11 protein-coding genes and 1 pseudogene are annotated in these 14,172 nt (G+C 58.2%); all 12 read right to left on the minus strand.

Translation table 11 applies throughout. The features are described from left to right. Window positions 1-257: 257 nt before the first annotated feature. Window positions 258-1,886: a recombinase family protein gene (locus tag Q1B27_RS11785; protein ID WP_299847743.1), complete on the minus strand. Its 1,629-nt coding sequence runs from the start codon at window positions 1,884-1,886 to the stop codon at window positions 258-260. Beyond that, window positions 1,886-2,294, minus strand: a pseudogene (locus Q1B27_RS11795) (DUF2924 domain-containing protein). Before Q1B27_RS11795 ends, Q1B27_RS11785 begins: the two are co-directional and overlap by 1 nt. Before the next feature lie 4 nt (window positions 2,295-2,298). After that, a complete protein-coding gene (locus tag Q1B27_RS11800) occupies window positions 2,299-2,583 on the minus strand; it encodes a DUF3489 domain-containing protein (RefSeq protein WP_299847750.1) in 285 nt (94 codons plus the stop codon). Window positions 2,584-2,642: 59 nt separating this feature from the next. Beyond that, the gene (locus tag Q1B27_RS11805; RefSeq protein WP_299847752.1) at window positions 2,643-2,969 is read right to left on the minus strand and encodes a hypothetical protein; all 327 of its coding nucleotides are present in this window, start codon (window positions 2,967-2,969) and stop codon (window positions 2,643-2,645) included. Between the two features lie 27 nt (window positions 2,970-2,996). Beyond that, the gene (locus Q1B27_RS11810; protein ID WP_299847754.1) at window positions 2,997-4,028 is read right to left on the minus strand and encodes an ABC transporter substrate-binding protein; all 1,032 of its coding nucleotides are present in this window, start codon (window positions 4,026-4,028) and stop codon (window positions 2,997-2,999) included. Continuing rightward, window positions 4,021-6,051, minus strand: coding sequence for a hypothetical protein (locus Q1B27_RS11815; RefSeq protein ID WP_299847756.1), 2,031 nt, complete (start codon window positions 6,049-6,051; stop codon window positions 4,021-4,023). Before Q1B27_RS11815 ends, Q1B27_RS11810 begins: the two co-directional genes overlap by 8 nt. A gap of 864 nt (window positions 6,052-6,915) precedes the next feature. After that, the gene (locus Q1B27_RS11820) at window positions 6,916-7,794 is read right to left on the minus strand and encodes an SMP-30/gluconolactonase/LRE family protein (RefSeq protein ID WP_299847758.1); all 879 of its coding nucleotides are present in this window, start codon (window positions 7,792-7,794) and stop codon (window positions 6,916-6,918) included. Window positions 7,795-7,820: 26 nt separating this feature from the next. Beyond that, window positions 7,821-8,765 (minus strand): 3-keto-5-aminohexanoate cleavage protein, encoded by a 945-nt coding sequence (locus Q1B27_RS11825; RefSeq protein ID WP_299847760.1) that lies wholly within the window; start codon window positions 8,763-8,765, stop codon window positions 7,821-7,823. Continuing rightward, complete coding sequence (locus tag Q1B27_RS11830; protein ID WP_299847762.1) at window positions 8,762-9,706, minus strand: 3-hydroxyacyl-CoA dehydrogenase; 945 nt, start codon at window positions 9,704-9,706, stop codon at window positions 8,762-8,764. The genes Q1B27_RS11825 and Q1B27_RS11830 overlap by 4 nt, the downstream gene beginning before the upstream one ends. A gap of 2 nt (window positions 9,707-9,708) precedes the next feature. Then, the gene (locus Q1B27_RS11835; RefSeq protein WP_299847764.1) at window positions 9,709-10,503 is read right to left on the minus strand and encodes an SDR family oxidoreductase; all 795 of its coding nucleotides are present in this window, start codon (window positions 10,501-10,503) and stop codon (window positions 9,709-9,711) included. A gap of 2 nt (window positions 10,504-10,505) precedes the next feature. Beyond that, window positions 10,506-12,584 carry an ABC transporter permease gene (locus tag Q1B27_RS11840; RefSeq protein WP_299847766.1) on the minus strand — a complete coding sequence of 693 codons (2,079 nt, stop codon included), beginning with the start codon at window positions 12,582-12,584 and terminating at the stop codon, window positions 10,506-10,508. After that, window positions 12,581-14,122: a sugar ABC transporter ATP-binding protein gene (locus Q1B27_RS11845; protein ID WP_299847768.1), complete on the minus strand. Its 1,542-nt coding sequence runs from the start codon at window positions 14,120-14,122 to the stop codon at window positions 12,581-12,583. The genes Q1B27_RS11840 and Q1B27_RS11845 overlap by 4 nt, the downstream gene beginning before the upstream one ends. Window positions 14,123-14,172: the final 50 nt, after the last annotated feature.

Genomic DNA, 14,172 nt, shown 5'->3' on the forward strand with positions numbered 1-14,172 from the left:
AGATATCTCAGAATATCCCTGTCAATCCCAGACCTGCGTTCTCCAAAACCGTAGGTCGCGGGTTCGAACCCTGCTGCCCCTGCCAAACACTTCCCTGATTTCTGGCGCTGCTGGTTTGCCTCGGTATTGTCGCGCGTTTCCCGCCGCTTGGCGCACCGCGTTTTAAAGCGAGACGCGATCCGGAGTGCTTTCTGGGTCGTTTTCGGGCCGAAGTCTCTGTTTGCGATTCCGGCGGTACGAGTTTGGGAGAGGGAGTTTTAGAGCGCGACGAATTGCGCGCGCTGTTCTGACCAGACAGCAGAGAAGCGGGTCTTGATCAAGTAATCGGTGGAGAGACCATCGGGCTGTTCGCCAAGCGTGATGGCATCCAGAATGTCAGGAGCGATCAGTGCGAGACCGGCGATGTCCTGGACGCGGCGCGTTGATACGTTCTCGACCTCTGCGATTTCCGAGATCGACCTGCCATCAATAACCATCGCCAACCAGCGGCGCCCCTTTACAATGTTCTGCACCAACGTTTTGTCGATCTCCTGCGGCGGATCACCAAGATGCAGTTTCAGCTCGACACCCCTCCTGCGCATCTGGAATGGAGTTTCGATTGTCAGTTCCGATGCGTTGATATGTCCCGGCAGGCAGTCCAGCCATTTTGCAAGAACCAGAGTGTCCAACTGAATGCGCATTGCGCCCGGACGCAGATGTACCTTTTCGATCAAATTCAGGCAGTCAGTCGAGCTGATGCAAGCGGTCAGTCTCGCGGCGGTCGTCTTGATCTCGGCTGCAGGCAAACCCTGCGTCACTGATGCCGCTGCATCCGGCCTTCCGAGATGGCGTCTGATCATTTCGGTCAGCACCCCCTCGACCTTTTCAGCGGGCAGCCGCCAGGCATCTGGATGTTCTTTGCTGCCACCCGCAATTACTCGTCGGGAGACGTAGTAGCGCAATCTCTTGCCATTCTTCCGACTATGGCTGGGCGTCAGGCGATCACCGGTCTCATCAAAGAGCTTGCCAGCCAGCGGCGAGGTGGTTGCTTTTTTCCTGGAGCCGCGTGACATTACGGCGCCACTTTGCAGCAGGTCCTGCACCTTGTCCCATGTCTGCGGGTCGATGATAGCGGGATGCTGCCCGTCATATATCTGCCCCTTGTGCCGGATTCGCCCGGCATAGATCGGGTTGCTGAGAATGTGATGGAGATGACCTCGGTCGAAAGGAATGCCTCCGGACATGCGACCGCATGACCGTTCGCGACGACGAGACCGGAGGCCCAGAGCTTCCGTGCGTATCTTCACATCTCGTATCGAACCAAGTTTCTGGTAGAGGTCGTAGAGCGTCCGGATCGTGGGCGCCTCAGTTTCATCGATTTTCAGCGTCCGCCCATTTGCCTGATAGCCCAGCGGTACATGGCCACCCATCCACATGCCCTTGCGCTTTGAGGCGGCGATCTTGTCGCGAATGCGCTCGGAGGTCACTTCGCGCTCGAACTGGGCGAAGCTCAGCAACATGTTCAGCGTCAGTCGCCCCATGCTGGTCGCGGTGTTGAAGCTCTGTGTCACCGACACGAAGGACGTCTCTGCCGCATCCAGCCGGTCGACCAGTTTTGCGAAGTCAGCGAGTGACCGGGTCAGGCGGTCGATCTTATAGACAACAATCTGATCGACGCGTTTCTCGTCCACCGCCTGCATCAGGCGCTGCAGCGCAGGGCGATCCAGATGACCGTCCGAGATGCCCCCGTCATCATAGTGATCCGGCACCACCTCCCAGCCTTCATGTTTCTGGCTGGCGATATAGGCCTCACAAGCCTCACTCTGGGCATCCAGCGAGTTGAAGTCTTGTTCCAGCCCCTCTTCGGAGCTCTTGCGGGTGTAGATGGCACAACGGATGCGGCGCATCACTGCACCCCGAAGAAGCGCGGTCCGGACCATCGGGCGCCTGTGATGTGCCTGGCGATGGCCGACCAGGACCGCCAGGTCTTGCCATCCATGACGTAGCCGCCATCCACCACTTCAACCTGCCAGGTTCTCCCATTCCCGAACCAGGTGGGACCCCGGTTTTGCTGTCGCGGGCACAGATTGCCCGGCTGCGATCTGCTTCAGACGACGCTCAGTTTTAGCCGACACACCGCCCAGCGTCTGGTTCTGCAGGTTCCAGATCAGCACCCGTTTTATGAACTGCAGTGAGAGATGCTTCGGCGGAGGTCGGTTGAACGCCTCACGCCACCGATCCAGGCATTTGCCTCGATCCAGATGATCAATCGCTAAAATCGCTCGCTCAAGTTCGAGCGTCTGATCCGCATCCATCGTCTCAGGCCTTACTGACGATACGGTAAACTGATCCTTTGTCCGTGTCGGACCGTTCAATCGCAGTTCCGGCTTTGCGTAGTGTCGAAAGTGCAGCCCGTGCCGTATGCGGTTGCCAACCGAAAGCAGTTTGAATCTGTGAAATCGTGGCACCAGACTTGCGGTTCAGAAGCTTTGAGAGTTGTTCCTGCCGCTTGGGCTTTGCCTTGTTCGCTTTATTGTCTGCGACTTTGGGTTCTTGTTTGATCTTGATAGTCATCGTTTTCTCCACTCTTTCAACGAAGGCCAACCCTTCGCCTTGTACTGAGTAGAGCCCGGTGTTCCCGGGCGGCATCAAAAGTGCTTACACTACCGCTCGATGTCGCGGCGAAGTCCAGTTGTTTCTGGAAATGGCAGAGAACGGCCATTGGCGCACAGCGCAGAAAAGGTCCGCTCTGAGCCCGACCCGGTCGTTACGATTTCGTGCTGCGCGCGCACGCAGCGGGAAAAACGCTGCAAGAGCGCGGTGACTGTTGCTGCAACGTGGCTGGGAAACCGGCCATTCATGAACAACGCAGCATGCTGAGCGCCTTGGAGGATCAAATCGCGGACAATGTGTGAATTCGCTGCACTGGCACCGATGCCCGCTTCGGCGAAAAACCCGTTTCTCATGAGCGTTTTTACTTTTCCCGGCATGAAGGGACTACTGCTAACTTTACACAGTTACTCTGGCACACGCATCACTGTATATAGTTGGTGCAATGCTTCGGACATACGCCGGTCGGGAAAGTATTTTGCGAACAGATAGTTAGGCAGGGCGACAACCTGTTCGGGGTCATTCTCGGTCTTCACTCCCGAACCCAATGCCTCGAGCACACCCGCTGTGATACTACGCGCTATCTTGGGGTCGAGTTCGGGCGAAATTACAATTGCATAGGGTTCTGAGGTGAAGGATAGGTCGTGGGTGGTGGCGTCGCAGGAGGGATCGGTCTCGAGTATTTTGCGCCGGTAATAGTCTATGATATCGCGGTCGCCGAAGTGATAGCTAATCTCGTCGCCCCTGCACAGCGCCTCCACCGCATCGGCATGGGAAGGATACGGCTTGGCGCAGATCGTCTGGAAATGCGCCAGATGGATCGGCGGCGCGCCTGAGGACCATGCTCGGTCGATCACTTTTCGCCCGGTGGTTTCCCGGACATAGCCCAGCCGCGCGCCGATGATCGCGCCCTCGGGCAGTTCCGTGCAGTCGGGCACATTGGTTTGCGGGGTCGACTCTAGAGCGTAAGTGCTTCTTGTCTCGAATCGCGCGCCATCGACCGCCACCGCCGGTCGGACCTCCAGTGTCCTGTTCGCCTCCCCCAGCAGCGCCTGATCCGCTTTCCCCGAGTGCAGGAAGGACCCACCCGAGACGAAGACCGGCGCCGAGAGGACATAGTCGCGGGCGCGGCTCAGCGTGATTGAGGTTGGATCGCATAGGACATCGTATTCACGCGGCCGGCCTTCAACTCTGATCAGACCAGGTAGCCGCCTGTCGACATTGGCATCCTGCGCGGTGTAGTCCAAGCGCGCTGCTTTCAGCGCATAGGTGCAGAGCTCGAAAACAAAGCCGGCATATTCGCCCTCAGGTGTCTTATAGGCGAAGGGCGCGGCATCGACCCGCACCCCAACCCTCAGGCTGTCCTGCGCCTTCGCCCCCTGCGCCCAAAGCCCCAATACAAGGGACAATCCCAGCCGCCAAAGCCTGCTCTCACCCATCGCGCGCCCTCGCCCGTTGATAAACCCAAATTGAGGCGACAATCACGAATGCCATCAACTCATAGCGCTCGCCCGCACCAAAGTAGTCATTCAGCGGCACCGCATCGTTCAGCAACAAGGGCATCACAGGCACCGCGAACTCCAAGAACTTAAACACCGCCAACGCCATCAGTCCTCCTCCCGTGACTATCAAGAGCCGCGGTATTGAGCGGGATTGGTCGTGCAGATCCGAGATCAGCGCCACCACGAGGGCCAGCACGACCGAGCTCGCCGTCAGCGCCGCCAGATGCAACCCGTTGAACCAGTACCTTGGGTCCAAGAGCAGCCAGGGCAGGGTCCGGGCGGTGAACCGGTTCTCGGCGCTGACCGATGCGAATTGCGCCAACCAGTTCGCCAGAAGGATCAGGAAGACCGCCACCACCGCGGTGGTCAGCGCCAGCTTGGCATAGTCCCATCCCCAGCCCGATGTGCGAAACCGCCGCCAGTCCAGCCGCAACGCCGGGGTATCGCGTAGCGATTTAACCGCCAAACTCGCCGCCAAAAAGCAGGCCAGTGCCTCCATCGCCCAGGGAAAGCCTTTGGTCCAAGTATAGCGTAGCACCCGGCTGACCGCAGGCTCGTCCGGTGCCGGGGCGCCGCTGAAGTAATCCGACACGAACGGCACGAAAACCCCGAAGAGGGCATAGATCAAGGTGCAAAGCAGCACCACCCCGGTATGGTGTGACCGCCTCGACTCGCCGCCGTCCGAGTTGACCGTCACCGCCTTGGCCCGCTCGATCCAGTCGTAGAGATGGACCAGCAGGCCGTCCTTGCGCAGAACGTCCACCCGCTCGGCATAAAGCGCGACCTTGGCTCGGACCTGATCGGCGACCTTTGCCGCACGCCCGCTCAGATCAGCCCAGCGTCCCTGCAGATCGATCCCCTCGATCTCCCCGTCCACCGGCGGGGTGAAACCTGGCCCCCGAAACCGAACCCCCGGATCGTTCCATCCGGTCGGCACCGCCGTGGCACCTGCCTTGCGCTCGATCAGCGTATTCACCGCCACAAAATGGCGCAGATCCTTCTCGATCTCGGACACCGACTGAGCGATGTCCTCCAAATCGCCCCGGCTGTATAGCGTCTGGATCTCTTTATCCGGCCAGGGCTTGTCGCCGCTGGTCCAGTCCAAGAACAGAAAAGCCAGCGCCAGGTCATCGCGGGCTGCGGCCGTCTCTGCTTCGCCCAAGAACCGCCCGGCAAAGTTTAGCGCGCTGTCGATCACCGCCCCCCGGCCATTGGACAGCGCCGCCAGCAGCACCTCACGCTGATCCGCCGGGTCGGGCAGCATCGGCGTGCCGCCCAGTTGTTTCCACAGATCGACCACATCACGCGGAATCCCTGCCAGCTCCAGCGAGAAATTCCGGATGCCGTGCTCGATCCGCGCCACCCCCGGGATCGCCGGGATCAGCCCGACCACCATCAGCGCGACCAGCAAGGGCCATTCCGCGATGTCTTGGGTCTGCTTGGGCGCCACGGCCTCGGCTGTGGCCTCGCTTTCGATCTCGGACACTTCGAAGGTGCTCAGGAACGCCACCCGTGTCTGCGGCTGGCCGGAAGCTATGGTGGTCTGGGCTTGGTCATTGCCCGACAGACCTGCGATCGCCTGCTCCCAAGTCATCACTCCGGCCATCAGCGCAATTATGAAGCTGGCTGCGGAATAGAGCGCCACCAGAATTACCGCATAGGATATCCAAGCCCGCCTGAACGCTCGCGAGATGCAGATCTCGGATGGACGAAAGGTCCGTACGAAGGCTTCGAAATCGTGATTCTCACCGGAGGGAAGGGGTTGACCATCGGAACCATCGCCGGCTTTGTCTCGTTGTTTCAGCGATCGGTCCAGCCGATCCCGGGAAAATAGCAAAAGTGCTACTGCCCCAATGATAAAATATAACCAGAAGGTGTTGATGCCGGTGTTCTGCGCAAACCCTTTTACCAACACTCGAAGCTGCTCAAGGTAGCAACTTATGCCCTCGCAATCGCCCATTTCGGCTGCTCCCGCGACAGGAAAAGAACCTCAAAGACACTAGATGTCGCTGTCAGCACCGGTAGAGCTTGGGATTGCAGTTTTGAACCGCGCCGTCTCCGCCCACGGGCGGTATGCTGTACTGGCCGAACGGTAACAAAATGGCGAATGTAACAAGGATTATTTTCATGGTGGATCGCCTCTAACACTCTAAGGTCATTAAAATAATACAACTTAAAATAGCATGAGAAGCATTCGAGCGCAACGGCAAGACATGAACCACCCTATGGGAATCCAAGTCAGCTAGGTAGCAGTTCAGTGTCGCAAATGGCACTCCAGACCGGTCAGGAGCATAGAATGGGTTAGGGCGTGGCACCACCAAATAGAAAGCTGGCGCCAATAAATTCAACGATATTTAAACTATCACCCCGTCTATCAAACCGGGATAACTCCAATCCTCGACGCGCACCGGACTTGCGTACCGCCCTACTCCATAGATCTTCTGGCGTGGCTACGGTGTTCTGGTAGTCATGATATGCGCACCATCTCAGACGTTCGTACAGGTTGCAGAAATTGTCAAAGAGGGCTCTCTCCCGCCCAATGCCTGTGCGGAGATTCCAGTTTCCAAGGTGCTCTGAGTCCGGCCATTCGCCAAGTCCCCACGCAATCCGGCGAAACATCTGCAATCGGAAGGGTTTCCCGAACTATCGTGATTATCACGTGTCGTTCGCTACCTGACAGCGGGCATTCCAGCAAGGGGTCGCGGATTCAACGACTGAGCCCAAATGACCAATGCTGCACCGAAGCTTAATGTCGGCTTTTCATAAACAGGAAACTTCGAGGCTACAGATTTGCGGGAGATTGATCAGGGATTCAGAGGGGCAATCAGGCGCCAAATCTTGGCTCTGGCATACCTTTTACACCCAATCCGTAGATCGCGAAGAGGCTACCTCGTTGCACACCGTCACCGGGAAAGCGTGGCAACGGTGGTTTGGCCATCGATGTGACAAAAAGAATATCCATGTCCGGACCTCCGAAATTCACGCTGGTGACCTTCTTTACCGGCATGTCAATGACGCGGTCGAGGTTGCCATCAGGGGTAAAACGCAGCAGCTTTCCATCATAAACCAGCGCGTTCCAAAGATAGCCTTCGGCATCAACGGTTGACCCGTCCGCCGCCCCGCCATTGCTGCCGTCTACCTTGGCAAATGTGCGCCGGTTTGAAACCGCACCGGTTTCAATTTCATAGTCGTAGGCCCAGATTTCACCTGTCCAGGTGTCCTGAAAATAGAACGTCTTGTCATCGGGGCTGAAACACGGGCCGTTTGAGCATATGATGCCATCATCCACCTTGGTTACACTGAAGTCGGGATCAACACGGTAAAGCGCACCCGATGGCCCTTCTTCCATCGTATCCATGGAGCCTGCAAAAAACCGTCCGCGCCGGTCGACTTTGCCATCGTTCAGGCGGTTGGCGGGCATGTTCGGTTCAGGATCATGAAACAGCTCGCAATCGCCCGTGTTGAAGTCCAGCCGGTGAAACCCGCCCTGAAGACTGACGATCGCGCCCTCGCCATCCTTGCGCAACGCCATTGACCCGATCTTGCCCGGCACGTCCCAGGCCCGGATTTCCGTGCCATTCGCGGTGCAACGGAACACCCGGCCATCCATCGAGTCGATGAAATAGAGCCTTTGCTGTTCAACATCCCAGACCGGGCCCTCGCCAAGTGTGGTTTTCACGTCCAGCAGAACTTCGATCCGCATGTTCATTTCCTCCTGTTTTCCGGGGCTCAGAAAGCCACCTGATCGCCGCCTTTCAGCGACAGAATTTCGCGTGCCTCGTCAGGCGTGGCGATGGCCAGCCCCAGGCCTTCGATAATCTGACGAGCTTTCTTGACCTGAACGGCATTCGAAGTGGCAAGCTCACCCTTTCCGGCCCAGATGCTGTCTTCGAGGCCTACGCGGACATTGCCGCCAAGGGCGGCAGCCTGTGCTGCAATACGGAACTGGTTGGAACCGGCCCCCAGAACCGACCAACGGAAGTCATCGCCAAACAACCGGTCAGCGGTACGTTTCATATGCATGACGTCCTCGGGGTGAGGTCCAATACCCCCCAACAGGCCAAATACCGACTGCACAAAGAACGGTGCCTTGACCAATCCGCGATCTGCGAAATGGGCGAGGTTATAAAGATGCGAGATGTCGTAGCATTCAAATTCAAACCGTGTGCCGTTGCCATAACAGGTCTCCAGCACATATTCGATGTCCTGAAAAGAGTTGCGAAAGACCAGATCGCGTGAGCCTTCCAGATGCGCGCGCTCCCAGTCGAACTTGAAATCCTTGTATTTGTTCAGCAAGGGAAACAGCCCGAAATTCATCGACCCCATGTTGAGCGAGGCAACTTCGGGCTGATATGTAGCCGCCGGGCTGACACGTTCCTTCACCGTCATGTAGGGGCTGCCGCCGGTGGTGATGTTGATGACAGCATTGGTGCCCTGTTTGACCCGAGGCAGAAATGGCGCGAAGGCCTCGGGCGTCTGATCGGGCTGACCGGTTTCGGGATTGCGGGCATGCAGGTGAAGGATTGACGCGCCCGCTTCGGCCGCGGCAATCGCTTCGCTGGCAATCTCATCCGGCGTGATCGGCAGATGCGGTGTCATGCTCGGTGTATGGATCGCACCGGTCACGGCACAGGTGATGATCACCTTGCCGTTCTGGGTCGTTGCTGTGCTCATGCTCCATCTCCCCTGTTCACTTTGTTCTTGTGCTCGACCAGCGCCATCAAACGACGATCACGCCAGGCTTGCCGTTCGGGCAGGTCTTCGATCTTCAGGCATGCGCGGCGGTCTGTTTCAACTTCATCCAGAACGACGCTGGTCCAATCCGGAACAGGTGCAGCCCCTTCGGTGATCTGGCGATACATCCCTGCGTAGCGGTCGACATAGTCACGCACCCCGCCCGGTGCGTTCAGATCAATTGTTTCAAATGGCCCCATGAAAGCCCATCGCAGGGCGAGCCCGTCTCGAATACCAATATCGACATCCTCGGCACTGGCATAGCCTTCGGCGACCAGCCGGAATGCCTCGTTCAGCAAGGCACCCTGAAGGCGGTTCATCAGAAAACCGTCAACTTCTTTCTTCATCACAATTGGCGCCTGCCCAAGTGAAGACAGCAGATCGGCAGTACGTTGAACGACATCCGAACGGGTGCCGGGCCCGGGCACGATCTCGACAGCAGGCACCAGAAAAGGCGGGTTGATCGGATGGGCGATCAGACAGCGATCAGCGGTTTCTAGCCCTTCGAAAATCGCAGATGGCAAAAGTCCCGAGGTCGAGCTTGCCAGTACGGTATCCGGCCCGGCAGCAGCCTCAAGTCGGGCAAAAATTGCCCGCTTGCTGTCCAGAACCTCTGGTGTGTTCTCCTGCACGTGGCGGGCATCGGTGATGGCCTGCTCCAGTGTTTCGCCCAGGGTCAGCCTCGACAAAAGGAGCTCGGTTGGCTCACTCAACAGATCATGATCGCGCAAGTCGTCAAAGGTTGCCGCAAGGCTGTCGCGCAGGTTTTTCATGGCTGCGGGTTCGGGATCCCATATGACAACATCGTGCCCCCCGCGCAGGAAACTGATCGTCCAGGCCCGTCCGATCAGACCGCATCCTATGATCACAACTCTTGCCATGATCAAAGCGTCTCGACATTGCCGTCAACAGCCAGCGATTGGCCGGACAGGTTTGTGCCCGCGTCTGAAAGCAGGAAGGCAACCGTGTGGGCCACATCATCCATTGTCACCATGCGGCGCATCGATATCTTTTGCAGATAATCCAATTCCATCTCCTCGTAGCTGACACCGGTTGCGGTTGCACGGTCGCGGATGACGCCCTCCATGCGCGGCCCGGCCACAATACCGGGCAGGATCGCATTGACGCGGATGTTGTGAGGGCCAAGTTCCTTGGCAAGGCTTTCCACCAGTCCGATGACGCCAAATTTGGCCGAGGAATAAGGCGTACGGTAAGCATAGCCGTGTTTGCCAGCCGCCGAGGACATGCCGACAATGGACCCACCCCCCGCTGTCTTGAGCATGGGCACAGCCGCGCGGGCACACAGAAACTGGCCTGTCAGACAGATATCAATGCAGCGTTTCCAGTCGTTGACCGCGATGTCCTCGACCCCACCGGTCGGACCTGCGATGCCCGCATTGTTGATCAGTGCATCAAGCCCGCCAAGCGTCTTTTCAACATCCGCGAAGAAGGCATCGACCGCATCGGGATCAGAGACATCCGTGACGCAGGCCAGGCAACCCCCAAGTTCTGCTTTGGCTCTGGCAAGCGCAGCCTCGTCTACATCGCAAATCGCAAGGCGTGCGCCCTGGGCATGAAGCACGCGCGCGATGGCCAATCCGATGCCATTTGCGCCAGCGGTCACGACCACCCGCTGTCCCTTTAACCCTGGCAGTTGAATGCTTTCGTTTTCTGACATGGCTAGTGGCTCCTCTTTTCGCGCAGGGCGATGACGGCGGCCAGGATAACGAGGCCAAAAAACACGGACCGGAAGGCGAAGGGCAATGTTGTGCCCGCAAGCAGGGTTTGCATGGCGGTCAGCAGCAGAGCGCCGCCAAACATGCCGATGTAGTGGCCCCGCCCGCCGGTGATCAGTGCACCGCCGACGACCACAACGGCGATTGACGGCAAGAGGTAGTCATCCCCCATCCCAAGGCTCGCCTGACCCGAAAACCCTGTCAGAAGAATGCCCACGATAGCGGCGCAGAGGGCGGACAGAATATAGACCTGGATCAGGGTTCTGGCGGTTTTGACACCCGACAACCGCGCCGCAGTTTCGCTATTGCCAATGGCATAGACCCGACGCCCGAAGGCAGTGCGGCTTAGCAACAGCACCGCAATGGTCACAAACACTGCAAGCAGCGGAATGATTGGGGTAAGGCCAAAGACCTCTCCGGTCATCACCCAACGCAGTGCCGGTGCGGCAAACCCATCCGGCGTACCGTTCGAATAGATAAGTGCGGCCCCTTGCAGCAAGCCGTTCATGGCGAGTGTGACAACAATGGGCGACAGTCCCAGAGCCACAACGCCCAACCCATTCAGAAAGCCGATCAGCACAGCGACGGCCATCACGATGGGCACTGCATAGATCAATGCGCCATTGCTTCCGTGAACAATGCCCGCCACCAGAATGCCCGACAGGCCAATTGTCCAGGGAACGGACAGATCAAGCCCGCCTGTCAGAATGACCGCCCCCTGACCAAGCGCAAGTATGGCAAGGAAGGAGGACAGCACCAACAAGGCGTCCCAGTAGCGAAAGCTGGTGAAGACATTGCCAAGCACCACCTGCGTCAAGATCAGGACGATCAGTAGGCAGGCAAAGGCAGGCAGCGTATATCGCAGCATGACGCTGTTGCGGACCCAGAAGCTTGGCAGTGTCGTGTCCGGTGTTGCTGCGCCTGTCGCAAAGATCAGCCGGTTGTCGGCCTTGGGCCGTTGAGACACCAACATACCCTTTCGCCTTGCTGACAAGTAGTCTCTTGCGCCACGCAATTTGTGCGCCAGCGGGCTATTGGCGGAAAGTGACCCCGCCAGAACCGCCAGCATCAGAACAGCACTTTCCGCGATCGTGGCGTAATAGGCTGACACATTGAGCGACAACAGGATGTTGACGACAATCATCAGAATGTAGGCGCCAAAGACTGTCCCGACCAATCCCCCCTTTCCACCACCCAGTCTTGTGCCGCCGATCACGACAGCGGCGAAGGTGGGCAGCAGCAGGGAGTTTCCGACAAGAGGATCACCCGATCCGGTCTGCGCACTGACGAAGACACCCGCAAGCCCGTAAAGACCGCCCGCCAGAACATAGGTAAAGAAGACAACCCAATTGGTGCGAAGCCCGGTTGCTGCCGCCGCCTCGGGATCACTGCCCACGGCATAAAGCGCGAGACCAAAAGGCGTTCGTTTGAGCCACAGCCAAAACAGGATCACCACCCCGATCAGCACCACGGATGCTGGCAGCAGATTGGGGATGGCATCGCCCATGTAAGCCGCCCCGATGGACGGGGAGACAAACCCACCCGGCTTGCTCAGAACCAGCAGGGTCAGCCCCTGGATGATAAACATCGTCGCCAGGGTAACCACGATGGGCTGCAGCCGCATGAACGCGATGAAAAAGCCGTTGAACGCCCCCACGCACATGCCCACACCGATACCGACAGCTGTCCATAGAGGTACCGAAGCTTCAAAATTCGTGGGATCCATCTGACTGGCAAGCACCGCATTGACCAGCGACACCACGGCCCCCGCCGAAAGGTCGAAGCCACCGGACAGGATCACCAGCGTTTGCCCCATCGCGGCCAGTGCAGTTGTCGCACCGCCGCTGGCCAAGAAGGACACATCGAAATAGGACAGTGGATAAGGGCTGATGGCGCTGGTCAGGGCCAGCAACACCGCCAACACGGCCAAGGCCACCAGCACGGGCCGATTACGCGCGAGGCTTCGCCGGGCCCGCGTTTTGCGCGCAGTTGACGCTGTCAAAGTGATGTCCGCACCACTCATGCGGCGACCCCATCTGGCTGCTTCGTGGCACCAAGGGCAGCCTGCAGAATATTGGTCTCCGTGATCTCTTCAGGCTCAAGCCAGGTTGTCATGCGCCCTTCGTAGAGCACGCCCACCCGGTCAGACATATGCACCAGCTCGGGGATTTCGGTGGAATGGAACAGGATGGCACCGCCGGCCGCGACAAACTCGCTCATCAGTTCGTAAAGCTGGTGCTTCGTGCCCACGTCGATGCCGCGCGTCGGGTCGAAAAGCAGCAAGATCCGGCTCTGTGCCACCAGCCATTTGGCAATCGCGATCTTTTGCTGATTACCGCCCGAAAACGCGCTGACCGGCAGGTATTGCGCACGGGCGTCTACCTCCACAGCAGCAAAAGTTGCCGCTGTTGCCTTTGCCTCGGCATCATGGTCAAGCAGGAACTTGCCTCGGAAACGATCAACCACTGGAAGGCTTGCGTTTTGTCTGCCCGTGAGTGTCAGGAACAGGCCTTCGGTTTTTCGTTCTTCGGGCACCAGCCCAATTGCAACGGAGGGATGCAAGGCATCTGCGGGAGAACCAAGATAGACAGCGTGGCCATCAACCCGAATCTCGCCTGCGTCAATCGGGATTTCGCCAAACAGGGCCGCAAAAAGATCCTTTTGCCCCATCCCCTGAAGCCCGGCCACACCAATGATCTGACCGGCATGCAGCCCAAAGCTGATGTCGCTCAGTTTGTTGCCTGCCGACAGGTTTTGTGCCTCCAGTACCGGTTCGCTATCTTTGCCGAATGAGGCGTTTCGAGCAGGGAATGTGCTTTCGATCGAGCGGCCAATGATCAGTTCCAGAATTTCGTTATCCGAAATCTCATCCACCCGCGCAGATTTTACATGGCGACCGTTACGCAGAATGCTCAGCGTGTCGCAGAAGGCCCGCACCTCGGGCATCCGGTGCGATATGAACAGGACCGTCACACCGCGCGACTTGGCGTCCGCGATGACCTGGCCCAACCAATCGACATCTTCTCCGGTCAGGGCTGATGTCGGCTCGTCCAGCAGAAGAATTTCCGGGTCACGATAGAGAACGCGGGCAATTTCTATTTTTTGACGGGTGGCCAGATCCAGATCACCCACTTCGGCGTCAAGATCAACAACCAGCCCCAACTGGCTGAAGTGATCTGATACCGCACGGGCCGCCTCGGTTCGTTTCAGCAACGACAGGGCATTTGTTGCGGATTTTGGCAACAGCATATTGTCCAGAACGCTGAGGTCCGGGATCAAGGTCAGCTCCTGAAAGGCGGTCTGAATGCCCACCGCATGCGCGTCTCTGGGGGACTTCAAGGACACTTCACCGCCATCGATCCGGATTGTGCCGCTATCGGGCCTGATCAGTCCCGACAACAGCTTCATGGTTGTCGATTTGCCCGCGCCGTTTTCTCCCAGCACCGCGTGCACACTGCCGCGAGTCACATTGAAAGATATGTTGTCATTGGCAATCGTCGGACCGTAGGCCTTGCTGACATTCTTGACTTCTATGAAAGGAGCACTGGTGGCTTCGGACATTTCGCCTTCCCCAAACGGTCGATATTTGCGCCCGGCAAATAGCATGGCCG

This window comes from uncultured Roseovarius sp. (assembly GCF_947489715.1).
GTDB lineage: Bacteria > Pseudomonadota > Alphaproteobacteria > Rhodobacterales > Rhodobacteraceae > Roseovarius.

What these genes read in the sequence shown, in the direction of transcription:
- Q1B27_RS11785 (WP_299847743.1), bottom strand. Translation starts at nt 1,886, where the DNA reads ATGCGCCGCATCCGTTGTGCCATCTACACCCGCAAGAGCTCCGAAGAG.
- Q1B27_RS11805 (WP_299847752.1), bottom strand. Translation starts at nt 2,969, where the DNA reads ATGCCGGGAAAAGTAAAAACGCTCATGAGAAACGGGTTTTTCGCCGAA.
- Q1B27_RS11810 (WP_299847754.1), bottom strand. Translation starts at nt 4,028, where the DNA reads ATGGGTGAGAGCAGGCTTTGGCGGCTGGGATTGTCCCTTGTATTGGGG.
- Q1B27_RS11815 (WP_299847756.1), bottom strand. Translation starts at nt 6,051, where the DNA reads ATGGGCGATTGCGAGGGCATAAGTTGCTACCTTGAGCAGCTTCGAGTG.
- Q1B27_RS11820 (WP_299847758.1), bottom strand. Translation starts at nt 7,794, where the DNA reads ATGCGGATCGAAGTTCTGCTGGACGTGAAAACCACACTTGGCGAGGGC.
- Q1B27_RS11825 (WP_299847760.1), bottom strand. Translation starts at nt 8,765, where the DNA reads ATGAGCACAGCAACGACCCAGAACGGCAAGGTGATCATCACCTGTGCC.
- Q1B27_RS11830 (WP_299847762.1), bottom strand. Translation starts at nt 9,706, where the DNA reads ATGGCAAGAGTTGTGATCATAGGATGCGGTCTGATCGGACGGGCCTGG.
- Q1B27_RS11835 (WP_299847764.1), bottom strand. Translation starts at nt 10,503, where the DNA reads ATGTCAGAAAACGAAAGCATTCAACTGCCAGGGTTAAAGGGACAGCGG.
- Q1B27_RS11840 (WP_299847766.1), bottom strand. Translation starts at nt 12,584, where the DNA reads ATGAGTGGTGCGGACATCACTTTGACAGCGTCAACTGCGCGCAAAACG.
- Q1B27_RS11845 (WP_299847768.1), bottom strand. Translation starts at nt 14,122, where the DNA reads ATGTCCGAAGCCACCAGTGCTCCTTTCATAGAAGTCAAGAATGTCAGC.